Here is a 23,122-nt window from a genome sequence, read left to right on the forward strand (position 1 = left end):
GCCGCCGTCGCCCATCAGCCGACCGGCAGCGGGCGGCCCGGGCCGTAGGTGGTGCCGGCGCGGTCGCGCTCCAGCCAGCCGGTGTCGACCATCATCCGCCGCACCCCCGCCACGTCGTCGGTGACCTCGGCCAGGCGGCGGTTGATCTCGTCCTCGCCGTACAGGCCGTCGAGGGCCAGGAACCGGGCCAGCAGCTCGCCCAGCAGCGGGGTGCGCTCGCTGAGCGTCGGCGGCATGGTGGCCAGCCGGCCGTGCGAGAAGTTGGCCCGCAGCTGCGGGTATTCCGCCAGCAGCGCGGCGATCGGCTGTAGCCGGTCGACCGCCGCGGCCGCCTCGCGCAGCCCCTCGGGCCGCACCCGGTAGACCCCGTTGCCGGTACCGGTGGCCAGCCCGAGGGCGACGAGCCGGGCGAGGGCGTCGCCGGTCTTCGGCAGCGGCACATCGAGGGCGTAGGTGAGCTCGGCGAGCGTGACGCCCTCGGCGCCGCGGCGGACCAGCTCGGCGAACGCGAGCAGCCGCGTCTTGTCGGAGAGCTGGGCGAGGACGTCGGCGGCGCGGGCGGCTTCCATGGACATCCGGTCACCGTAGGCACGCCGCGCCCCGCGCCGCACCCGGATTTCCGCCTCAGACCTCGACGATGGCGCCGGTCTTGTCGATCATGTGGGTGTTCCAGTACTCGTCCCACTCGTCGCCGACGTGCTCGGGGACCTTGCCCTCGGGGAAGCGCACGTAGCCGGCCGGCGGCTCATGGCCCTCCGGGACGCAGTCGCGTCCCGTCGTGCCCACCGCCGTGACCGGGTACTGGCCGCCGCCGCAGATCGCGTCGCTCAGGCAGCCCGCGGTCAGCAGCGTCGCCGCCAGGGCCGTCGCGCCGAGCAGGGTCGTGGTCAGGGTTCGGGTTCGGGTTCGGCTCGTGGATCTCATGACCGTAAGTCTCGCCGAGCGCGGCCGGTCCGCCATCGGTACGCGTACTCATCGCCCGTCCGGCCGTTACCAATCCGTTACACAATGCCTGTCGCCCGGGGAGCCGGGGAGCCGCGTCCTAAGTAGGCGAGCCGCGCAGCGGGGTCGAAAGAGGAGCGGAACGGATGGCGGTGTCGCACAGCTGACAGATCCCGTGAATGCGGAGCAGGCGCGGAAACAGTTGGCACGATCGGGGGATACACGCCACCGATTGCCCATTGTCGCGCGCACGGCAGATCTCTCGGTCAAACGGCTCTGACCTGCCCTTTTGTGATTCGGGATGCAATTCCCGGGCGGCTTTCGCCCGTGTGGTACACAGTGAACATCGGCCGTTCAGCCGCTGTTAACCGGCGGCAGAAAGGTCGATGATGGCCGGACATAAGGCACCGTCGAATGGTGATCTTCAACTACCCGGCCGTTCCCATGATTGCGATGAATTTCGGGGGATCGTTGTCCAGGCATTTGATTGAGACGATTTCGGCGGCCGGCCGGGGATTCCGCTGCGAACTGGGGGAATCGGCATGATCGCGCACAAGCTGTACCGCCTGCTGCCGAAGAGCCGCCGCCTCAAGATGCTGGAGGTGCTGCCGCCGGACCGTCGCCTCTGGCTGGTGCGCCGGCTGACCCGGCAGCGGGCGCTGGGCTCGCCGGCCGTGGCCGGCGACCTGGTCCGGGCCCGTGACCGGGGCGCCGCCGTGCAGGCGCGCGTCGAGGTCGGCGCGACCCCCGCCTGGGCCTGGCGGCGCAACCTGGACGCGGTCGTCGCCGTCCTGGACGCCGCGGAGATCGACTACTTCTGCGTGCGACCGCACGGCTACCAGCACAGCGCCGTCGCGGTGTCCGTCGAGGACCGTGCCCGCACCCTCTCCGCGCTGCACGGCGCGGCCGGCCTGGCCGGTGCGCGGATCCTCGCCGGTGACGTCACCGAACGCGGCTTCCGGGCCGGACGGACCGCACGCGGCGGCGTCCAGGTCTACTTCCCCGTCACCGACCCGCGCGGCACCACCGTGCTGGGCAGCGGATCCGCCTGCGAGATCGAGTTCTGGCGCCGGGTGCCCGGCGCGGACGGCGCGCCGGACACGATCGTCGGGCCGCGCGGCAACGAGGTGGCCACCGCCCTGCCGGCCGAGGCCGAGATCCGGCACGTCGGCGCCGCCACGCTGAGCCCGTTCATGCCGGACGACGACGCCGGGCCGCGGTACCGGACCCGGGAGGAGTTCGCCGGCGCACCGGCGGAGCAGGTGCGCTTCCCCATCGACGCCGTGTACACCTGGGTGGACGGCGGCGACCCGGACTGGCTGCGCCGCAAGAACGCGGCCCTCGCCGCGCTCGGCCACCAGCAGATCAACATCATCGCCACCAACCAGTCCCGGTTCATCAGCCGCGACGAGCTGCGGTACTCGCTGCGCTCGATGGCGGCGTTCGCGCCCTGGATCCGGCGGATCTTCCTGGTCACCGACGACCAGATACCGCCCTGGCTGGACGACTCCGGCCCACGCATCACCGTGGTCAGCCACCGGGAGCTGTTCGGCGGCACCGGCGCGCTGCCGACCTTCAACTCGCACGCGATCGAGTCGCGCCTGCACCGCATCCCGGGGCTGGCCGAGCACTTCATCTACTTCAACGACGACATGTTCTTCGGCCGCCCGGTGCTGCCGACCGCGTTCTTCCACGCCAACGGCATCGCCAAGTTCTTCCAGTCGACGGCGCAGCTCGAGGCCGGGCCGGCCACCGTGCACGACGCGCCGGTCACCGCGGCCGGCAAGAACAACCGGCGGCACATCGAGGAGCACTTCGGGGTCAGCATCGCGCAGAAGATGCAGCACGTGCCGTACGCGCTCCAGAAGAGCGTGCTGGAGGAGATCGAGCAGACCCTGCCCGAGGACGTGCTGCGCACGGCGGAGCACCAGTTCCGGCACCCGGGCGACCTGTCGATCCCGTCCTCGCTCCAGCACTACTGGGCCTTCCTGACCCGGCGCGCGGTGCCCGGTTCGATCAAGTACACGTACGCCGACCTGGCGCACCCCTCGACGCCGGTGCAGCTCGCGTTCCTGCTGGCCAAGCGGCACTGCGACGTCTTCTGCCTGAACGACACGGACTCCGCGGAGGTGGCGCTGGCCGAGCAGGCCGCGATGATGGCGGACTTCCTGCCGCACTACTTCCCGTTCCGCTCGCCGTTCGAGCTGCCCGACGACCTCGCCGAGGAGCGGTCCGCCTTCAGCGCGACCGAGCTGGCCCTCGCCGCGGGGCGGCACGGCAAGCGGCTCGTGCCGCGGCAGCACACCAAGGAGTACGTGCGGGACAACCATGGCTGAGCGGCGGGTCAAGCTGACCGTCGACCTGCTCCCCCGCACCGTCCACGTGCACGAACGGCTCACCCCGCTGCGGGCGCGGTCACTCAACCTGACCGCGGTGACCGGGGCGCTCGAGGCCGCCGGGCTGGAGCACTTCGTCGTGCGCGGCACCCAGGACTGCGCCTCGGTGGTCGCGGTCCGCGAGGACCGGCGCGCCGAGGTGCTCGCGTGCCTGCGCGCCCTGGGCCGCGACTCCGCCGCGTACGTCGCCTCGGTGCTGCCCAGGCCGCCGGCGCGGGACCTGTTCGGTGACGCCGGCGAGCCGGGCTCCTGGCGCCGTCCGGGCCAGGCGACGGTGCTGCGGCTGTTCTGGTTCCGCACCGACCCCGCACGGACCCTCGTCTACGACCGCGAGTACGGATGCGACGTCGAGTTCTGGGAGGCCGACGCCGGCGTGCTCACCGCGCCCCGCACCAACCGGGCGACCGCCCAGGTACCCGCCGGCGCCGCCGCGGTGCCGGCACCGGCCGCGGCGTTCACCCGCCTCGGCGGCGACGAGCCGGCGCGGGTGCGCACCAGGCCCGAGATGACGGTGACGCTGCCGGACGACATCGGCTTCCCGATCGATGTGGTGTACACCTGGGTCGACGGCACCGACCCGGACTGGCAGCGCCGCCGGGCGCAGGTGACCGGCGAGACCTACCACGAGGAATCGGCCAGCGCGGCCCGCTTCCTGAGCCGCGACGAGCTGCGGTTCTCGCTGCGCTCGGTGCACGCGAACGCGCCGTGGGTGCGCAACATCTTCATCGTCACGGACGACCAGACGCCGGACTGGCTGGACACCAGCCGGCCGAACCTGCGGGTGGTCAGCCACAAGGAGATCTTCAGCGACCCGAGCGTGCTCCCGGTCTTCAACTCGCACGCCATCGAGAGCCAGCTGCACCACATCGACGGGCTCGCCGAGCACTTCGTCTACTTCAACGACGACATGTTCCTCGGCCGGCCGCTGATCCCCCAGTCGTTCTTCCTCTCCAACGGGCTGTCCCGCTTCTTCCTCTCCCAGGGCCACGTGCCGCTCGGCCCGGTCTCGCCGGACGACACCCCGGTCGACGCGGCCTGCAAGAACAACCGGCGGCTGCTGGAGCAGCGGTTCGGGGTCACCATCACCCAGGTCTTCCAGCACGTCCCCTACCCGCTGCGGCGCAGCGTGATGCGCGAGATCGAGGCGGAGTTCCCGGACGAGTACGCGGCCACCATGGCGTCGCGGTTCCGCAGCACGCGGGACCTCTCCACCGTCTCCAACCTCTACCACTACTACGCGTACCACAGCGGGCGGGCGCTGCCGGGCGCCGTGCGGTACGGCTACCTCCAGCTCGCCGTGCCCGACCTCGCCGCGCGGCTCAACCGGGTCCTGGCCCGCCGCGACTGGGACGCGTTCTGCCTCAACGACGCCTACTCGAAGCCGGAGGAGCTGGCATACCAGCACGCGGTGCTGCTGCCGTTCCTGGAGAGCTACTTCCCCGTCGCCAGCCCGTACGAGCTGAGCTGACGTGCGGATCTCGTTTCTGGTGCACAACGTGTACGGCGTCGGCGGCACCATCCGTACGGTGATCAACCTGGCCCGGGAGCTGTCCCTGCGGCACCAGGTCGAGGTCGTCTCGATCCTGCGCCGGCTGGACCGCCCGATGCTCGACATCGGCCCGCGGATCTCGGTGGTGGGGCTCGTCGATCTGCGCCCCGGCTCGGCGGACTCCGAGGATCCGCGCGGCCGCGAGCTGTCCACGCTCGTGCCGGTGCAGGAGGAGTTCTTCCGGTTCTACAGCCGGCTCACCGACGAGCGGATCGCCGACTACCTGCGGCAGACCTCCGCGGACGTGGTCGTCGGCACCCGGCCGGCGCTGAACCTCTGCGTGGCCCGGCTCGCCCGGCCGGACCAGGTGCGGATCGCGCAGGAGCACATGACCCAGGACTCGGTGCCGCCGACGGTGCGCGAGGAGATGCGCCGGCACTACCCGGCGCTGTCCGCCGCGGTGACCGTTACCGAGGCCGACGCACGGACCCTCGCCGACCGGCTGCCCGACGGCGACCTGCCGATCCTGTCCATCCCCAACAGCGTCCCCGACCCGGACATCACCCCGGCCGACGGCGCCAGCCGGATCGTCGTCGCGGCCGGGCGCCTCGCCACCGTCAAACGGTACGAGCTGCTCGTGCGCGCGTTCGCCCGGGTGGTCGCCGAGCGGCCGGACTGGAGCCTGCGCATCTACGGCGGCGGCGGGCAGGCCGCACCGCTCGCCGCCCTGATCGCCGACCTCGGCCTGCACAACCACGTCTTCCTGATGGGCGCGTACACGCCGCTGGAGGCGGAGTGGACGAAGGGCTCGATCGCGGCGGTGACCTCGGCCAAGGAATCCTTCGGGATGACCATCGTCGAGGCGATGCGCTGCGGGCTGCCGGTGCTGAGCACCGCCTGCCCGGTCGGCCCGGCCGAGATCATCACGGACGGCGTGGACGGGCTGCTGGTGCCGGTCGGCGACGTGGCGGCGATCGCGGCCGGCCTGCTCCGCCTGATCAACGACGACCGGCTCCGGGCCGGGCTCGGCCGCGCCGCCCGGGAGAACTCCCGGCGCTACGACCCCGCGACCGTCGCCGCCCGGTACGAGGAGCTCTTCGCACGCCTGCGCCCCGCCGAGGGCACGCTGACCAGGACCGCCGCCAACCTGGCCGCGCCGGTGCGCCGGCTGCGCGCCGAGGGCGAGCTCGCCCTGCTGAAGACCCTGCCCGGGCGGTGGCGGCCCGCCGCGGCGCAGGAGCGGTACGTGGGCGGCTGCCGGATGCGCGGCGGCCGGGTCGTCGTGGAGGTCCCCCGCGACCGCCTCGCCCGGACCATGACCCACCTCGTCTTCAGGTCCCGGGGAGCCGAGCCGGACCGCCGGCTGGTGCGGCTGCCGCTGACCGGCGCGCAGCCGGGCTGGGAGGCCACCTTCCCCGCCGACGCCCCGCTGCTGGACGAGGGCCGCTGGGACCTCTTCCTCGAGGACCGCCGCGGCCGGCGGCACCGGCTGCGCGCGGGCCGGCTCGACGTCCGTGGCCTGCTCGGCGGGTGCGCGGAGACCGCGCCGTTCACCCGCAACGTCCCGTACCCGACGACCGACGGCTTCCTCGCCGTCGCCGCCTGGCGGCGCGAGCGGCACGCCGAGCTGGACCAGATCCGGTACGGCGACGACGCGGTGACGGTCACCGGCCGGCTCATCGCCGGGACCTTCGGCGACCGGGTGCCCCGGCTGCGGCTGGTCCGGCGCGGCGGCCCGCCGGGCGACCTGACCGTCGCGGGTACCAGCGGCGGCGGCGCCGACTTCAGCTTCGACGTGCCGCTGCACCGGCTGGCCGGGCTGCGGCTGCTACGGCTCGAGGACTGGGACGCCGAGGTCGGCGCGCTCGACGACGGCGCGCCGGCCCCGCTGGCCCGGCTGATGGACGACGTCATCGAGCGCAAGAAGACGTACGTGTACCCGCCGGTGCGGGTGGACGACGAGGCGCCGCCCGGGCTCTACGAGGAGTCCCCGGCCGCCGAGGTCTGGGTCCGCCCGTACCTCACCGTGCAGAGTGGACTGGCCTTCGCGATCGCCGACCGCGAGGATCAACCGGCCGGCCGGTAGCCCGGACAACCGGCAGAGCTGCCGCACGGCATGCGTGAAACCTTCTGCCGACAGCTTCAGACTGGAGTGCTCCGGCCTCCAGGCAGGACCCCGCAGTCAGGGCAGGCCATCCGCGGACGGCGGTCCTCATTTCCGCAGACCATGCATCGTTCAGCCGGATCGGCTCCCGCAGCGCACGCGTCGAGTACCCGACCCACCACGACGGGCAGCGGCTCGGCCGGATATCTCTGCGGGTTCGGGCAGTAAGCGATGGCGCGGCAACCCCAGGAGTCCCACGGATGCAACGTCTCAGGCACGCGCCGGCCATCTCGCTTCTCTCGGCGCCGAAGGGCGGCGAAGGCAGCCGCCCGGGGCGGCACCAGGGCACGGGCAGCCTCCAGTTCCTCAAGAGCATGAACCAGGGACGCCGGATCCGCCTCGATGCGGCCGGGGATGCGATGAGTGGCCGCAAGGCTGTTCCAGGTGGCTCGAAAGCCGAGAGGCGCGAAAAGACGGACGCAGTTCCGCAGCCGCACCCTGCGCACCTGGGGGTCCAGGCGCGGGTCGCGCACCCGGCGGGCGGTAGCAGGGAAACCGGTCACCCCAGGATGATCACACAGCCGACATCCGACGACCCCAACCTGACTCGCGGACGTCTCTCGCTCGTTCTGATCTCCTGGTCCTAGGCGAACTGCGGTATGACGTCGCGGGCGAAGCGAAGCATCGGCTCGTGGTCGTAGGCCACCCGCGGCACGTACACGATCACGTAGTCGGCGCCGGCCTCGACCATCCGCTCGACGCGGCCGATCGTGTCGGCCGTCGACTCCGTGAGGTCCAGCTCCAGCCCGGTGGACTTGATGATCCGGTCGTAGTCGCGGCCCAGGTCGTCGCAGTGCCGGCGCAGCACGCCGAGCTTCTGCCTGATCACCTCGGGGTTCCCGCCGCCGAAGTTGCAGGCGTCCGCGTACTGCGCCACGAGCTTGAGGGTGACCTTCTCGCCGCCGCCGCCGAGCCAGAACGACGGGTGCGGCTTCTGCACGCCCTTGGGCTCGTTGATCGGACCGTCGATCGAGTAGTGCCGGCCCGAGAACACCGGCCGCTCCTCGGTCCACATCTTGTGCACGATCTCGACGGCCTCGCGGAACTGGCCCATCCGCTGGGGCACCTCGGTCCACTCGTAGCCGTACGCCTTCCACTCGTGCTCGTACCAGCCCGCGCCGAGACCGGCGTAGAGGCGGCCGCGGCTGGCCACGTCGACAGTGGACGCGATCTTGGCGTACAGCGAGGGCTGGCGGTAGCCGTTGCACCCGACCATCTGTCCGATGTTGACCCGGCTGGTGTCGCGGGCCAGCGTCGAGGTGACCGTCCAGCACTCGAAGGTGGTGTTGATCGTCGGCTCGGGGATGGTGTGGAAGTGGTCGTAGACCCACACCGAGTCCCACGGGCCGGCGTCGGCGGCCTTGGCGACCGCGGTCATCGCCTCGTACTGCTCCACCGGGTCGGCGATCTCGACCAGGTCCTGCTTCCATCCCTGCGGCACGAAGACTCCGAAACGCACGCTCATGCCGAGAACGTACCCGATCTTCCTCGGGCCTTCAGCCCGTTGACCGGGCGTCAGGGCTGGGCCGGCGTGACCTGGTGCGCCAGCCGGACCGCGGTGGCGGCGAACAGGCTGCCGGCCGGGCAGCGCGCGGCGACCGGGCGCACGTCGGCGCCGTCGCAGAGCCCGTGCAGCGTCGGCAGCATCGCCACCCGCAGGCCGAGCCGCAGCGCCGCGACCGTCAGCGAACCCAGGCCGGTCGACGGGCCGAGCGGCGCGTGCGCCGGCTCGCGCAGGCCGAACGCCCACCAGCCGTCCCCGGTGGTGGGCCCGAGCACCGCGTCGAAGTCGTCCAGCAGGCCGATCGCGCCGGTCAGCAGGTCCGGGGAGAGCTGCGGGGTCTCCGCCGCCACGAGCAGGGCGGGCCCGCGCCGGCGGCGGATGCCCGCGAGGGCCCACTCCAGCGGTACGGCCGCCCGGGCCCGGCCCGGCAGGGCCCGCACGGCCCGGGCCGTGTCGGCGGCGGCCGCGGCCGCCAGCGTCGCGGCCTGCTCGGCCGTGAACTGCGGGCAGAGCCGGTCGGCGGGTCCGGCCAGGCCGGTCACCAGTTCCACGCCGACCGTGCCGGCGTCGCCCGCCGGCCGGTGCCCGCAGGGGCGCACCCGGCCGGCGTCGGGGCGGCGGCCGCCGGCGGGGCTGTCCCGGGTTCGCCGCCGGGCCGGGCCTCCGGCGTACGGGGCGCGAGGTGGGGTCATGGCACATCCATTCGCGAGACGCGGACGGTCACCCCGCCCGTCACGTAGTGGCCGGAACGCCGCGAATGGTTGCCAGGATCCGGAAGCTTTCTTTGACGAGGCGCCCGCGCACTCAGGGCCACCCGGACGGGCATTGACATGGGCCGATTGCTCGGCGAGGCTGAGCGCGCACCCGTCGGGCCACGCGGCGGGCGGAAGCCATGGGCAGCTTCCGCCGTACCCCTCTCGCCCCATGCCCTTTTCCTCGAGGGCCTTGAATCCCACGGAGTGCTGATCCCCCATGTCAACCTCGCTACGATTTCGCATACTCGTCAGCGGGCTCGTCGGAGCCGTGATCGCCGCCCTGGCGATCACGGTTGTTCCGGCCGGGCCCGCCGCGGCGCACGGCAACGTCACCGGGCCGGCGTCACGCAACTACGGCTGCTGGGAACGCTGGGGCAGCAAGTTCCAGGACCCGACGATGGCGACCCTGGACCCGATGTGCTGGCAGGCCTGGCAGGCCGACCCCAACGCCATGTGGAACTGGAACGGCCTGTTCCGCGAGGGCGTCGCCGGTAACCACCAGGGCGCCATCCCCGACGGTCAGCTGTGCAGCGCCGGCCACACGCAGAGCGGGCGCTACAACGCGATGGACACCGTCGGCGACTGGCAGGCGACCTCGGTCGGCAACAACTTCAACGTGCGCGTGTTCGACCAAGCGCTGCACGGCGCCGACTACATCCGGGTGTACGTGACCCGGGCGGGCTTCAACCCGGTGAACACGGCGCTGAAGTGGTCCGACCTGGTACTGGTCAGCCAGATCGGCAACACGCCCGCCGCGCAGTGGACCACGGTCAGCGGCGGCGTGCAGCTCGACCTGCCGGTGGCGCTGTCCGGCCGCTCCGGCCGGGCCATGGTCTACACGATCTGGCAGGCCAGCCACCTGGACCAGTCGTACTACTGGTGCAGCGACATCAACTTCGGCGGCACGACCACGCCGACGACGCCGCCCACGACGCCGCCGACCACCCCGCCCACCACTCCGCCGACCACGCCGCCCACGACAACGCCGACCACGCCGCCGGCGACGGGTGCCTGCTCGGCGACGTACTCCGCCACCTCGTGGCAGGGCGGCTTCCAGGGCAACGTGACGGTCCAGGCCGGCTCGGCCGCGATCAAGGGCTGGACCGTGCGGCTGACATACCCCGGCGGCCAGACGGTGCAGCAGGGCTGGAACGCGACGGTCACCGCGAGCGGCAGCACGGTGACGGCCACCAATGTGAGTTATAACGGCGCATTGGCCGCCGGCGCGACAACGAGTTTCGGATTCATCGGCGGCGGCGCGAGCACCACTCCGACGGCCACCTGTACAGCGACCGTCTGAGCAATTTCGCAAAACTCTTCCAACGGATCGCCGGGGCAGTTACAGTCATCTATGGGAGCGCTCCCATAGAACTGTCCCGACGATCTGGAGGTGACCCGACAGTCAATTCCCGTGGCCCGGCTCCCGACACAGACGATCCGTCCGAAAGGGTTTGGACGGGGGATGAGGCGCCCTCCTCGTCCCCCGTTTCCCCTTGCCCGGTCCCCCGACCAGGAACGCACCGAGGGCACGACGAAGGCCTGCGGCGACGCGCCGCAGGCCTTCGGGTTCTCACGATCAGCCGGTGACGACCGGGTTCCAGCCGTCGGAGCCGGCCAGGTAGCGCTGCGGCGAGTAGTTCGCCGCCGCCGCGTCGCTCAGCTGCGGACGGTTGGCGTTCACCGTCGCGCCCGCGCCGGTGTTGCGGTACTCCGACAGCCGGGCGTCCTTCCAGGAGAAACCGCTCATGTCCGTCCACGGCTGCGCCGTGCGGATGTGCGCGCCGAGCGACGTGTTGCGGATCAGCACCTGCGGATTCGCGGTGGTGTCGCCGCCGGGGTGCCACGGCCGCCCGAGATAGACGGTCCCGGCGCCCGCGTCACCGGTCAGCCGGGAGTTGACGATGAGGATGCCGTACGTCCTCGATCCCGGGGTGGCCGACGCTGTCACATAGCCGTTGTTCGACTGATTACGGGTCGAGGAATAGATCTCGCAATTGTCGAAGACTGCCGTGCCGCTGCCATAGATGAAATCGACATCACCCTCGATGTAGCTTTTGTAGAAATAGGCGCGCACCGATCCATGAGTCAGCAACGTGTCCTGATCGCCGATCACTCTGACGTTGCGGAATCTCTGCCGGTCTGCCTTCACATAGAGCGCGAGGGCCTGCGAGGCGCCGCTCGCGGCCTCGTTGTAGTCGTTGCGGATGGTCAGGTGACGCACCTCGATATCCCGGGCGGCGAGCAGCATCGTCGCGCTGCCGTCCGTGCCGTCGGTGTTCTGCGGCCGGCTCGCGGTGATGACCACGTCCGCGGCGACGCCGGTGGCGCCCGTGAAGACGATGTTCGGCTTGTTGGCCGGCACCACGACCCGGCCGGTGTAGGTGCCCTTCTTGATGGTGATGGTGGCGGTGGACGCGTTGTTCGCCGGAACCAGGTCGACGGCGGCCTGCACGGTCCGGACATTGCCGGTGCCGTCGGCGGCCACGGTGATCGCGGTCGCGGCCCGGGCCGCGGTCCCGGCGGCGAGCCCGCCGGCCAGGATCGTGGCGCCCGCCAGGGTGGCGGCGAGCGTTCCTCGCAGGTGCATGTTCCCCTCCTTGGTCGTGACGGGACAGCGCGGTCCCCCGCCCCGCGAAGTCGCGGGACGGGGGACCGGGCGGATGATCGGTTCAGAGCGAGATCCGTCCCGCGCCCGCGCTGGCAGTCACGATCGACTTGACGCTGCTCGCGGCGTCCAGCGGGTAGGAGTACGGGATGCTCTTGACGCTGCCGCCGGTCTGGCCGGAGCCGGAGCCGACCAGCAGGTTGCCGCGGGCGACCAGCGTGCCCGGCCCGGAGTCGCCCTCGCCCAGGTGGAACGGGTCGGAGACGCTCTCGAAGGAGTTGTTCTCGACGAGCACGCCGGCGCCCTCGGTGGAGGCAACGCCGTAGCCGGAGTTCCGGTTGTAGTAGTTGTTGTAGACGTGCACCGGGTTGCCGAAGCGGACCCGCGGGTGGCGCTGCGTCGACGCGTCGAACCAGTTGTGGTGGTAGGTCACCCGCAGGTGCCCGGTGTCCTGGCTGGCGTTGTCGTCGCTGTGGCCCAGCAGCATCGACTTGTCGTGGCTGAAGACCCGGTTCCACGACACGGTCACGAAGTCGGAGCCGCGCTTGATGTCCACCGCGCCGTCGTAGCCGTTGCTGAAGCTGTTGTGGTCGATCCAGATGTTGGTGGCCGACGTCTGCACGTTGATCGCATCGTCGTTCCAGTTCCGGAACGTGAGGTTGCGGATGATCACGTTGCGGTCGCCGTTGATGTTCAGCCCGCAGCCGACGATCGCGGCGCCGGAGTTGCCGATGATGGTCTTGTTGGACCGCACCCGCAGCATCCCGGAGCAGCTGATCGTGCCGGAGACCCGGATGACCGCCGCCGAGGTGGAGCCGACCGCCGAGGTCAGCGCCGAGGCGCTGGTCACCGTGGTCGTCGCGGCGCCGGCGCCGCCGGTCGTGCCGCCGTTCTGGGTGGCCCAGCCGGACAGCTGGTCGACGGGCGCCGCGAGCGGGACCGGCGCCGCCGCGGCGCCGGCATCGGCGGCGGAGGCCGAGTTGGTGGCGACGAGGCCGGCGCCGGCGAGGGCGAGGGCGGTCGCGCCGGCCGAGGCGCCCAGCACGATGTGGCGCAACTTCTTGCGCATGGTCTTCTCCTTGGAATTCTGTGGTCGCCGCGCGATGGATCGCGGCGCCGGAGGATGGTCGGGGTGCCGCCCGGACCGGCACCGGCGGTCCGCCGGCCGTCTGCCGGTGGTCCCGCACTCCTGCAGGTGTTGCTGGCTCCCGCGCCCGCTTTGCCCGAAGCAAGCGCTTTCCTGTTACAGAACAACACAGACGGATGTCAATGTGAAGACAAATGTGTTTGCAGGTTATTTGCATTGATGTCCGTCAGTAGACGAACGGCCAGCCCGCCGTGTCGTAGCCGATCAGGTTGATGCCGAGGTACGCCGCGCCGCTGTTGGCGTAGTAGTGGTAGACCAGCACGTCGCTGTCGGTGTCGGCGAGGACGGCCTGATGGCCGGGCCCGTGTACGGCGCCGTGGGAGGCGAGCATCTGGGTGCCGCCGCCCGCGGTCATCGCGGTGCCGTTGCGGTCCACGTAAGGCCCGGTGACGCTCGTCGACCGGCCGACCATGACCCGATAGGTGCTGGACGCGCCCCGGCAGCAGTAGTCGAAGGAGACCCAGAGGTAGTAGTACGAACCGTGCCGGAAGATGTACGGCGCCTCGATCGCCCCGCCGTTGCGGCCGGCGATGGCCCGTACCGTGCTGTCGGACCGCTTGCCGGTGGACGGGTTGAGCGCGATGAGCTTGATCCCGGACCAGAACGAGCCGAAGCTCAGGAACCACCGGCCCTGTGCGTCCACCACCAGGTTCGGGTCGATCGCGTTGTAGTTGTCCGAGGTGTTCGTCTCGATGACCAGGCCCTGGTTGGTCCACGAGCCGGACGCCCCGGTGGTGCTGGTGGCCAGGAAGATCGCCGAGTGGTTCGACCCGAACGTGGACGCCGAGTAGTACAGGTAGTAGCGGCCGTTGCGGTACGAGATGTCGGGCGCCCACAGGTTCCGGCTGCCGCCGGTGTACGGCGTCGTCCAGCTCGCGCCGCCCGGGAACACCGCGCCGGCGTTGCGGAACGCCGTCCGGTCCGACGAGGTCTTCAGCAGCAGGTTGTCGCCGGTGTATGCGGCGAGGTACCCCCCGGCCGGGGTCTTCACGATGGACGGATCGTGCGCGCCGGTGTCGCCCGTGATCACCCCCGGGTTCGGGTACGCCGCGGGCGGGACGGTAGGCGTGGCAGCGGCGGCGATCGGCGCGGCCGCCTCGGCGGACATGGAGGCGAATACGGCCACCGCGAGCAGGGCCGAGCTTGCCACCCCCACCCAGAGACCTCGGCGGCGCGTACGGCCGTTCCAGCGTCCTGACATGGGAACCTCCTGACAAAAGCAGCGACATCGGTCGATGTCGAGCGCAGTGTTAGCGGTCACAAGTTTTCCGTCAAGGTTTCGCCGTTGTTTCGGGCAGATGATGTGAAGATATTGACCGTCACAGTTGTGAACGTTCACAATCTCGGCCATGAAACGACAACCGTTACACCTGGCCGCGGTGGCGCTGCTGCTGAGCGTCCTCGCGATCGTGGCGCCCCCGGCGCAGGGCCGGGCGGCGGCCGCCGTCACGTTCACCAATCCCGTCGCCGCGGCGCCGTACGGCGCCGACCCCTGGATGGGGTACTACAACGGCAACTACTACCTGGCCGCGACCACCTGGAACTCCCAGCTCGTGATCAAGAAGGCGGCGTCGGTTGCCGCGCTCGGCGGCGCGAGCGAGACCGTGGTCCACACCGGATCCGGCTCCACCAACTGCTGCAACATGTGGGCGCCGTCGCTGCACCTGCTCGACGGCCCGAACGGCAAGCGCTGGTACTACTACTACTCGGCCGGCCCGCCGGCCTGCTGCGACGGGCAGCGCTCGTACGTGCTGGAGAGCAGCGGCACCGACCCGATGGGCCCCTACCACTTCGCCGCGCAGCTCCAGGTGCAGGCGGGCAACGGCTGGGCCATCGACGGCAGCGTCGCGACCATCAACGGCGCGAACTACTACCTGTACTCGTCCTGGGTCGGCAACCTGCAGAGCCTGTTCATCGCCCCGATGAGCAACCCGTGGACGGTGAGCGCGTACGGCACCAGGATCTCCTCGCCGTCGTACTCGTGGGAGACGGCCGGCGGCAACACCCAGGAGGCGCCGTACGTCCTGCAACACGGCGGCCGGACCTTCCTCACCTACTCGGCGAGCTCCTGCAACACCCCGGACTACAAGCTGGGCATGCTGACGCTGACCGGCACCAACCCGCTGAGCGCGGCATCGTGGACCAAGAAGAGCACGCCGATCTTCCAGCGCGCCGACGGCAACGGCGTGTACGGCCCCGGCGGCCAGGGCTTCTTCACCTCGCCGGACGGCTCGGAGACGTGGCTGACCTACCACGCCAACGAGACCACCGGGCAGGGCTGCGGCGGCACCCGGACCACCCGGATCCAGAAGATCACCTGGAACTCGGACGGCACGCCGAACCTCGGCACCCCGGCGTCGCTGGGCAGCACGCCGACCGCGCCGGCCGGCGATCCCGGCGGCGGCGTCACGTTCCCGGTCGCCGGCACCCGCTACCGCCTGATCAACCAGAACAGCGGCGCGGTGCTGGACGCGGTCAACTGCGGCACGGCCAACGGCACGGCCGTCGACCAGTGGGCGTCGCTCGGCAACGCCTGCCAACAGTGGACGTTCGCCAAGGCCGGCGGCGGCTACTACACGATCACCAACGCCAACAGCGGCACCGTGCTCGACTCGGTCAACTGCGGCGCCGCGGACGGCACCGCGCTCAACCTGTGGGCCCCGCTCGGCAACGCCTGCCAGCAGTGGAGCGTGACCCCGGTCAACGGCCGCTACCTGATCGCGAACCGGGCCAACGGCAAGGTCCTGGACGTGACGAACTGCGGCACGGCCAACGGCACCGCGGTCCGGCAATGGGCCGCGCTGGGCAACACCTGCCAGGAGTGGCGTATCACGCCGTAGCTCTGGACCGGGTCCGGATATGTAAGTAGCGTGCTGGACATGACTCATTACCTCGCCGACGTGGCGGACGCGTGGCAGGAGAGCTGGGACCGGCAGCAGGAGGCCTATCTGCCGGATCGGGAACACCGCATCGCGACGATGCTGGATGCGTTGCGCGCCGGCCAGGTCGAGCACCCGCCCCGGGTCCTCGACCTGGCCGGCGGCACCGGCACGATCGCCCTGCGCACGCTCGCACGGTTCCCCGATGCCGAGGTCACCGTCGTCGACCAGGACCCGGTGCTGCTCGCCCTGGCCGGCGCGGCGCTGGAGGGCCGCGCGGAGATCGTGTCGGCCGACCTCGGCGACCCGGCCTGGACGGCGGCGCTGCCGCACCGCCGCTACGACGCGGTGCTCACCGCGACCGCACTGCACTGGCTGGCGCCCGAGCGCCTCACGACGCTCTACGCCGAGATCCGGGAGGTGCTGCGCCCCGGCGGGCTCTTCGCCAACGCCGACCACATGCCCGACGAGGGGCTGCCCGGCCTGACCAAGCGCCTGATCGCCACCGCGGACACCCGCCGCGAGACGCGCTACGCGACGGGTGCCGCACTGTCGTGGCGCGACTGGTGGAGCCGGGTGGCGGCGGACCCGCGCCTCGCGCCGCTGCACGCCGAGCGGCAGAAGATCTACCCGGCCGAGCACGGCTCCGCGGAGTGGACGCCGCCGGCGGCCTGGCACCTCGGCGCGCTGCGCGCCGCCGGCTTCACCGAGACCGGGCTGCTCTGGCGCGGCGGCACCGACGCGACGGTCGCCGCCGTGCGCTAGCCGCTGCGCCGGGTGCCGTACTGCCGGGGGCTCTGCACCGAGCCCCGGCCGACCGGATTCTGGCTCTTGCCGGACACTCCCAGGCCGGAGCCGCTCTTCTTGCCCTTGGCCCGGCGGGCCGCCCGGTTGGCGAAAGCCTCCTCACCCTGCTCGGCCTCGGGCTGCTCGCCCGCGGTGGCGTCGGAACCTGCGGTGGACTCGGACATCGGTGTCTCCTTGATCGCCGGCCGCCGCGCGGATCGTTTCCGGCCCGGGAAACGCGACGGCCCGCCCGCAAGACGGTATCGCAGAGCCGCCGGGTCCCGGTGCACCGTCGCCGTGATCAGAACCAGACGCGTGCCTTACGGATCTCGGTGCGCAGCGCGGGCGGCCCGTCCAGCGGCGCCGGGTCGTCCTCGGTCGGCGTCACTCCCCCGGCGGCGACCCGGTCCAGGGTGCGCAGCCCGGCCGGCGTCACGCCGCCGAAGATGGAGTAGTTCGGGCGCAGCGCCGAGTTGCCGTACACCAGGAAGAACTGGCTGCCGTTGGTGTCCGGCCCGGCGTTGGCCATGGCCAGCACGCCCCGCGCGTAGACGCGCCGGGCACCGGTCGGGTCCGTCGGCGCCGGCGGCAGGTCCGTCGGCAGCTCGTCGCGGTAGCGGTAGCCCGGACCGCCCTCCCCGGTGCCGGAGGGGTCGCCGCACTGGAGGACCAGCAGCGTGGGGTACGCCGTGAGCCGGTGGCAGATCGTCCGGTCGTAGAACCGGTGCCGGACCAGGTGCACGAAGCTCTGCACCGTGCAGGGCGCGGCGGCGCGGTCCAGGACCAGCGGGATCGGCCCGAGGTTGGTACGCAGCAGCACCGGCACGTGGCCACGGCTGGGCGTCCGCCGGGGATCGCGCGGCAACGGCACCGGCCGGGCGGCGGGGTCGTCCGGCGTCGGCGTGTAGGCGCACGGGCCGTCGGTCGGCGCGGTCGGATCGCCGCCGCCGCCGGCCGCCGCGGCGGGCGAGGCGACACCGAGCACCCCGGCGACCAGCACCGCGGCGAGAACTCCCCGAACCATGACCATTTTCGTACCCCCACAGACTCGACCGGATGCCACCACCGGTCTAATCGATCAGAGTCGATGCGTCAAGCGAGGGTACCGTCAGCGGGGCGTGGTGGTCCGCAGCGAGAGCGCGTCGAGGAAGACGGCGCCGATCTGGGCCGGGTCCTCGGCGACGAAGACGCCGCCGCCGGTGACCTCGGTGATCTGCTCCAGCGGAGCCCGGTCGACCGACTTGCCGACGCCGAGCACGATGACCTGCACCGGCCGATCCGCGGCCTTGGCGTCCTCGAGCTGGGCGACCAGGTCGCGCAGGGCGATGTCGCCGACGCCGACACCGACGCCGTCGGTGAGCACTAGCACGGAGTTGACCCGTCCCGCCTGCCAGCCGTCCTGCACCGTGCGGTATCCGTCGAGGATGCTGCGGTACAGGCCGGCCTCGCCGTCGGCCGGCTGGATGCCGCCGAGCGCGTTCGCCACCGCGGTGCGGTTGGTGGTCAGCGAGCGGATGCCCACCAGCTCGCGGCGGCCGCCGCCCGGTCCCCCGGCGGTCGCCCAGAGCCCGACCGACCAGTCGTCGCTGAACAGCCCGAGCCCGCCGCGGGCGGCGGCGAGGGTGAGCTTCATGCGGGTGGCGCCGCGAGCCTCCGGCACCGGGGTGCGCATGCTCTCGGAGGTGTCGACGATCGCGAGCATCCGGGCCGGCGCCACCACTGCGGACCAGCCCGCCAGCGCGCGGTCGATGGTCGCCTCGTCGGCCGGCGAGGCCGCCGCCGTGCCGCTGTCCCCGGCCGCGCCGGTCTCGATCCGGCGCGGTGCGCCCTCCGGGCCCTCGAAGCCGGGGGGCGAGCTGCCGTCCGGTGCACGGAAGCCGGCCTGTCCGAGCCGGCCGCGGAACTCGCCCTCGGCGCTGAGCCTGTCGTAGAACTGGCGCGCGGCCAGGGCCTGATCCACCGACAGCTCGGGCATCACCGCGAACGGGTGGTCCAGCGGCACCGGCGACGGCTCGAGGTAGAACGCCGCGAGCGGTACCTGCGGCCGCGCGTCGTTGAACCGGATGACATCGCTCTCCGACATCGCGGCGAGGCTGAGGCCGGCGGCCAGCGACGCGGCGTCGTCCGCCTGGGGCAGCTGGGCCATCAGGTCGTCGCGCAGCACCGAGGTGTCCGTGGCCAGGGCCCGGAGCACGCCGTTGGTGGTGCCGGGCCGGCGCTGGTCGGCGGCGTTCGCGGCGGCACCGAGCGCGAGCAGCCCGGACAGCGCGGCGGCGTCGCGGGCCGGGTCGACCGTCCCGGTCCGGGTGGTGGTGCTGGTGGTGATCAGGTTGAGCAGGTCGGCGTAGCCCGGCATCTTGCGGGGCCAGCCGAGCTTCTCCGCGGTCGGCTGCGGCATCGCCATGACCACCGGGCTGAGCGCGATCGAACCCTCCTCGGTGAAGGCGAAGGAGGACGCGGCCGAGCGCAGCCGCTGCAACCAGATGCCGGAGTCGGAGATCCACACGTCCGGCGCGGCGGCGCCGGCGCGGGCCGCCGCGGTCGCGGAGACCCGCTGCTTCGCGATCAGCGTGGCGGCCACGTCCGCCGGGTCGACGGCCTTGACGTCGATGCGCACGCAGACGCCGTCGACCTGTGCCTTCGCGCCGGTCCAGGCCGCGGCCTCGGCCTGCACGGCCGGGGCGACGTCGGGCGCCGCCGCGACGGCGAGGCGCACCTCGCCGGAGCACTCGGCGCCGTTCAGCCCACCGATTCCCAGGCGCACTCCGGCCACCACCGTCACGACGGCGACCGTCGTGAGGGCAGCGGTTGCTGCGCGAAATCGCATTCGTCGACGATGCCGGCCAGTCACGTAGACATCATCGACAAGAAGACCTGCCGCCGCTAGGCCTGGAAGGCGCGGATATCGACGGGGCGGTCCCTTTTCCGCGCAACTCGCCCGCACACACCGGTCGCGCCGGGCGAATCGGTCACGGCGACCGCCGGCTTTCCGTGTCGCGGCCGGCCCGGTCGACGGTGAAGAGCGCGGCCTGTTCGGGGGTGAGCAACGGCGCCGGCAGGCCCACCTCGGCGAGCACCCGGCCCGGCAGCGTCACCGCGCCGGCACGCAGCCAGGCCGGCGCCGCGTCCTGCACGACCCGCGGCTCCGGCCCGATCCTGAGTGGACGGACGGTGTAGCGGACGTCCGGGTCGAGTCCGGCGAAACGTATCGGCTCGGGCAGGGCGGAGTCCGCGGCCCGCAGCGCGACGAGGGCATAGACCGCGCTGTCGGCGCCGACGACGCCGTGCACCAGGTGTGCCGCGTCGTCGGCGCCGGAGCGCACCACGGTCCCGCCGTGCAGCAGCGGGCGCAGCCGCTTGTACAGCGCCACCCACGCCGCCACCTCCGCGCGCTCACCCGGGGTCGCGGCGGTGAGGTCCCATTCGATGCCGGCGCTGCCGAACAGCGCGGTGGCGAAGCGCAGGCCGAGGCTGGACGTGCGCCCGGTGATGTGCGCGGTCGCGGCGCCCAGGTGCCCGCCGAGGAACTCGGGCGGGAGCAGGACGCCGGTCCAGCGCTGGATCCGCTGGCGCTCCAGCGGATCGTTGGTGTCGGAGGTCCACACCCGGTCGACGAGGTCGAGGATGCCGAGGTCGATGCGCGCGCCGCCGGAGGCGCAGCTCTCGATCTCGAGCCGGGGGAACGCGGCACGCAGCGCCGCGAGCAGGCGGTAGACGGCCGTGGTCTGCCGGTGGCTCGCGGCCTCCCGCAGCAGGTCGCGGTTGTGGTCCCATTTCAAAAACGCGATCGGGTACGCCGTGAGCAGCGCGCCGAGCCGCTCGAGCACGTACGCGTACGCGCCGGGATCGCCCAGGTCGAGCACGCGCTGGTGCCGCCAGGTCGGCCCGGTGTCACCGCCGAGCACCCACTCGGGGTGCGCGCGGGCCAGCGCCGAGTCGGGACTGACCATCTCGGGCTCGACCCACAGCCCGAAGTCCATCCCCCGCTCGTGCACCCGGGCGATCAGCGGATGCAGCCCGTCCGGCCAGCGCCCGGGGTCGGCGTACCAGTCCCCCAGCGCCCGCCGGTCGTCGGTGCGGCCGGCGAACCAGCCGTCGTCCAGCACGAACCGCTCCACCCCGGCCTCGGCCGCCGCGTCGACCAGCCGGTCCAGGGCGTCCGCGTCGTGATCGAAGTAGCAGGCCTCCCAGGTGTTGAGCACCATCGGCCGCGGCGGGCGCGCCGCCCGGCGTGACCGGATCCAGGGGTGCAGCCGCGCGGAGAGGCCGTCGATCCCCGCGTCCGACCAGGCGGCGACCGCCCACGGCGTGCGGTACGTCCCGCCCGGGCCCAGCGTCACCTCGCCGGGCGCGAGCAACTCGCCGGCGCCGATCAGCCCGTAGCCCAGCGGCTGCCGCTCGGCCCAGAGTCGCTTGTCGCCGCTCCAGGCCAGGTGCATCGCCCACACCTGGCCGGCGCGGAAGTCGAAGCCCGGGCTGCCGGCCATCATCAGGTACGGGTCGTCGTGGCCGGGCCGCCCGTGCCGCGTCTCGCGGCTCCACACGCCGTGCCGCAGCGGCGCACGCTGCGGCCGCCGCTCGTACGCCCACAGCCCGCTGAAGTCGAGGACCTCTTTGGCCAGGTCCGGCACGGGCAGCACGACGGAGAGCGAGTCCAGGTGGAACGTGCCGGCGCCGACGTGGCTCAGGTGCTGGCGTGCCCGCAGCACACCCTGATCGGAGAGCTCCATCTCGGTGCTGAGCAGCAGCCGCCCGCCCGCCTCCGCGAGGTCGAGGCGCACCGCGCGCGGCCCGTCGCGGACGACGCCGAGCAGGTGGAAGCCGCCCGGCCGGCCGCCGTCCGCCGGCCACCAGCCGGTGATCGCGGGCCGGCCGCTCCAGCCCTGTTCCGGCCCGGGCAGCAGGCTGAACCGCAGCGGCTCGTCGATCGAGCTCGGCGGCACCGCGGGCACCGCGGCGTCGGCCAGCGCGGCCAGGTCGTCGTCGCCGAGCGCGCCGAGGCACCGGCCCCAGTGCACGACGACGGGCGGCCGCGGGCCGCGGGCGTCCAGCACGAGGCTGGTGCCCGCGGCCCGCAGGTGGATGAGCAATTCCGTTACTCCTTGACGGGGATCGCCTGCGACTTGAGCGTCTGGATCGTCGACGCCTGTGCCGCGGTGAGCGCCTCGGTCAGCGTGCCCTTGCCGGAGACGGCGGCCTTGAAGCCGTCCGAGACGTCGGCGTAGGTGGCCGTCATCGTCGGTCCCCAGGTGAAGTCCGGCGACACCTGGCCGGAGGCCTGCGCGAAGACCTCGTAGATCTTCTGGTCGCCGTAGAACGCCACGCCCTTGGAGAGCGCGGGCAGGGTCGCGCCGGCCTTCGTCGCCGGGTAGAGGTTGGCCTTGGCGTTGAGCAGGCTCAGCGCCTCCTCGGAGGTGTTCAGCCAGAGCGCGAACTGCGCGGCCTCGTAGACATGCTTCGAGCCCTTGAACACCGCGGTGGAGGAGCCGCCCCAGTTGCCGGCGACCGACTCGCCCGCGCTCCACTGCGGCATCGGCGCGACCCGCCACTTGCCGGCCGTCTTCGGCGCGCCGGTGGCGATGGAGTTGGCGCCCCACACCGCGGACACCCAGGTCCAGGCCGAGCCGGAGTTGTAGGCGTTGTCCCACTCGGAGGTCCACGGCGGCACCGCGGAGACCAGCTTCTTGTCGATCAGTCCCTGCCAGTAGTCGGCGACCTTCTTGGTCTTGTCGTCGGCCAGGGTGACGGTCCACTGCTTGCCGTCGTTGGCGAACCAGCGGCCGCCCGCCTGCCAGGCGAGGCCGGCGAACTGGTTGACGTCGCTCTGCGAGAAGTTGGTGATGTAGCCGCCGGCCGCCTTGACCTTCTCGGCGGCCGCGGCGTACTCGTCCCAGGTCTTCGGGATCGCGATGCCGTGCTGCTCGAAGAGGTCGGCGCGGTAGAAGAGCGCCATCGGGCCGGCGTCCTGCGGCACGCCGTACGCGTGGCCCTGCTCGCCGAAGCTGACCTGGTTCCAGGTCCAGTCGACGAACTGGCCCTGTGCCTTGGCGACGATGTCACAGCCGCCGAGGTCGGTCAGGCCGTCCTGCACCCGGAAGCCGGGCAGCGCGTCGTACTCGATCTGGCCGAGGTCGGGGGTGTTGCCGGCCTTGATCTGGTTGAAGAAGTTCTGGTAGGTGCCGCCGTTGCCGTTCGGCCCGGTCTGGACCTTGACCTGGATGTTCGGGTTCTTGGCGTTCCAGGCGGCGACGACCTCCTCGATGCCGGGGATCCACGAGGTGTAGGTGAGGGTCACCGGCCCGGACGACGGCGCGCAGGACGCGGCACCGGCGGCGTTCGACGCGTCGTCGTCGCCCCCCGAGGAGCAGGCGGCGAGCAGGAGTGCGGTGGCCAGCAGGGCGCTGACCGGCCGAAGGGACATACGCATGACACTTCCTTCTTCTGTACGGACGGGA

At 72.0% G+C, this 23,122-nt stretch carries 18 protein-coding genes; 6 read left to right on the forward strand and 12 right to left on the reverse strand.

Annotated elements, in window-relative coordinates:
• Positions 1–14 precede the first annotated feature (14 nt).
• Complete coding sequence (locus tag BJ971_RS21150; protein ID WP_184994970.1) at positions 15–575, reverse strand: DUF2087 domain-containing protein; 561 nt, start codon at positions 573–575, stop codon at positions 15–17.
• 49 nt (positions 576–624) lie between these two features.
• On the reverse strand, positions 625–924 hold the full coding sequence (locus tag BJ971_RS21155; protein WP_203709216.1) for an SCO0607 family lipoprotein: 300 nt from the start codon (positions 922–924) through the stop codon (positions 625–627).
• 560 nt (positions 925–1,484) lie between these two features.
• On the opposite strand from BJ971_RS21155, the gene BJ971_RS21160 reads away from it, so the two are divergent.
• The 3 genes from BJ971_RS21160 to BJ971_RS21170 are packed head-to-tail and all read left to right on the forward strand — an operon-like array spanning position 1,485 to position 6,913.
• Positions 1,485–3,278: a stealth family protein gene (locus BJ971_RS21160; RefSeq protein WP_184994971.1), complete on the forward strand. Its 1,794-nt coding sequence runs from the start codon at positions 1,485–1,487 to the stop codon at positions 3,276–3,278.
• The gene (locus tag BJ971_RS21165; RefSeq protein WP_184994972.1) at positions 3,271–4,806 is read left to right on the forward strand and encodes a stealth family protein; all 1,536 of its coding nucleotides are present in this window, start codon (positions 3,271–3,273) and stop codon (positions 4,804–4,806) included. Before BJ971_RS21160 ends, BJ971_RS21165 begins: the two co-directional genes overlap by 8 nt.
• Before the next feature lies 1 nt (position 4,807).
• Positions 4,808–6,913 carry a glycosyltransferase family 4 protein gene (locus BJ971_RS21170; protein ID WP_184994973.1) on the forward strand — a complete coding sequence of 702 codons (2,106 nt, stop codon included), beginning with the start codon at positions 4,808–4,810 and terminating at the stop codon, positions 6,911–6,913.
• 661 nt (positions 6,914–7,574) lie between these two features.
• Here the strand turns inward: BJ971_RS21170 and BJ971_RS21175 are convergent.
• Positions 7,575–8,456, reverse strand: a complete 882-nt coding sequence (locus tag BJ971_RS21175; protein ID WP_184994974.1) for an LLM class F420-dependent oxidoreductase — start codon at positions 8,454–8,456, stop codon at positions 7,575–7,577.
• Positions 8,457–8,506: 50 nt separating this feature from the next.
• The gene (locus tag BJ971_RS21180) at positions 8,507–9,187 is read right to left on the reverse strand and encodes a DUF2064 domain-containing protein (RefSeq protein ID WP_184994975.1); all 681 of its coding nucleotides are present in this window, start codon (positions 9,185–9,187) and stop codon (positions 8,507–8,509) included.
• A 280-nt stretch (positions 9,188–9,467) separates the two neighbouring features.
• On the opposite strand from BJ971_RS21180, the gene BJ971_RS21185 reads away from it, so the two are divergent.
• On the forward strand, positions 9,468–10,550 hold the full coding sequence (locus BJ971_RS21185) for a lytic polysaccharide monooxygenase auxiliary activity family 9 protein (protein ID WP_184994976.1): 1,083 nt from the start codon (positions 9,468–9,470) through the stop codon (positions 10,548–10,550).
• 276 nt (positions 10,551–10,826) lie between these two features.
• Here the strand turns inward: BJ971_RS21185 and BJ971_RS21190 are convergent, their stop codons facing one another.
• The 3 genes from BJ971_RS21190 to BJ971_RS21200 form a co-directional block, all read right to left on the reverse strand.
• Positions 10,827–11,837, reverse strand: a complete 1,011-nt coding sequence (locus tag BJ971_RS21190) for a pectinesterase family protein (protein ID WP_184994977.1) — start codon at positions 11,835–11,837, stop codon at positions 10,827–10,829.
• A gap of 82 nt (positions 11,838–11,919) precedes the next feature.
• Positions 11,920–12,924 carry a pectate lyase family protein gene (locus BJ971_RS21195; RefSeq protein ID WP_184994978.1) on the reverse strand — a complete coding sequence of 335 codons (1,005 nt, stop codon included), beginning with the start codon at positions 12,922–12,924 and terminating at the stop codon, positions 11,920–11,922.
• Between the two features lie 244 nt (positions 12,925–13,168).
• The gene (locus BJ971_RS21200) at positions 13,169–14,203 is read right to left on the reverse strand and encodes an arabinan endo-1,5-alpha-L-arabinosidase (protein ID WP_184994979.1); all 1,035 of its coding nucleotides are present in this window, start codon (positions 14,201–14,203) and stop codon (positions 13,169–13,171) included.
• Positions 14,204–14,351: 148 nt separating this feature from the next.
• Here BJ971_RS21200 and BJ971_RS21205 point away from each other — a divergent pair, with 148 nt between their 5' ends.
• Positions 14,352–15,842 (forward strand): family 43 glycosylhydrolase, encoded by a 1,491-nt coding sequence (locus tag BJ971_RS21205; protein WP_184994980.1) that lies wholly within the window; start codon positions 14,352–14,354, stop codon positions 15,840–15,842.
• Between the two features lie 39 nt (positions 15,843–15,881).
• The gene (locus BJ971_RS21210; protein ID WP_184994981.1) at positions 15,882–16,646 is read left to right on the forward strand and encodes a class I SAM-dependent methyltransferase; all 765 of its coding nucleotides are present in this window, start codon (positions 15,882–15,884) and stop codon (positions 16,644–16,646) included.
• On the opposite strand, the gene BJ971_RS21215 is transcribed toward BJ971_RS21210, so the two are convergent.
• From BJ971_RS21215 to BJ971_RS21235, 5 genes are all read right to left on the reverse strand, one after another.
• On the reverse strand, positions 16,643–16,852 hold the full coding sequence (locus BJ971_RS21215) for a hypothetical protein (RefSeq protein ID WP_184994982.1): 210 nt from the start codon (positions 16,850–16,852) through the stop codon (positions 16,643–16,645). The two genes, BJ971_RS21210 and BJ971_RS21215, sit on opposite strands and share 4 nt — an antisense overlap.
• A 116-nt stretch (positions 16,853–16,968) precedes the next feature.
• The gene (locus BJ971_RS21220) at positions 16,969–17,691 is read right to left on the reverse strand and encodes a peptidylprolyl isomerase (RefSeq protein ID WP_239087349.1); all 723 of its coding nucleotides are present in this window, start codon (positions 17,689–17,691) and stop codon (positions 16,969–16,971) included.
• Positions 17,692–17,775: 84 nt separating this feature from the next.
• Positions 17,776–19,494, reverse strand: coding sequence for a vWA domain-containing protein (locus BJ971_RS21225; protein WP_184994984.1), 1,719 nt, complete (start codon positions 19,492–19,494; stop codon positions 17,776–17,778).
• 142 nt (positions 19,495–19,636) lie between these two features.
• Complete coding sequence (locus BJ971_RS21230) at positions 19,637–21,757, reverse strand: alpha-galactosidase (protein WP_203709215.1); 2,121 nt, start codon at positions 21,755–21,757, stop codon at positions 19,637–19,639.
• Between the two features lie 5 nt (positions 21,758–21,762).
• On the reverse strand, positions 21,763–23,094 hold the full coding sequence (locus BJ971_RS21235; protein ID WP_184994985.1) for an extracellular solute-binding protein: 1,332 nt from the start codon (positions 23,092–23,094) through the stop codon (positions 21,763–21,765).
• Positions 23,095–23,122 lie beyond the last annotated feature (28 nt).

It is taken from the genome of Amorphoplanes digitatis, assembly GCF_014205335.1.
Taxonomy (GTDB): Bacteria; Actinomycetota; Actinomycetes; order Mycobacteriales; family Micromonosporaceae; genus Actinoplanes; species Actinoplanes digitatus.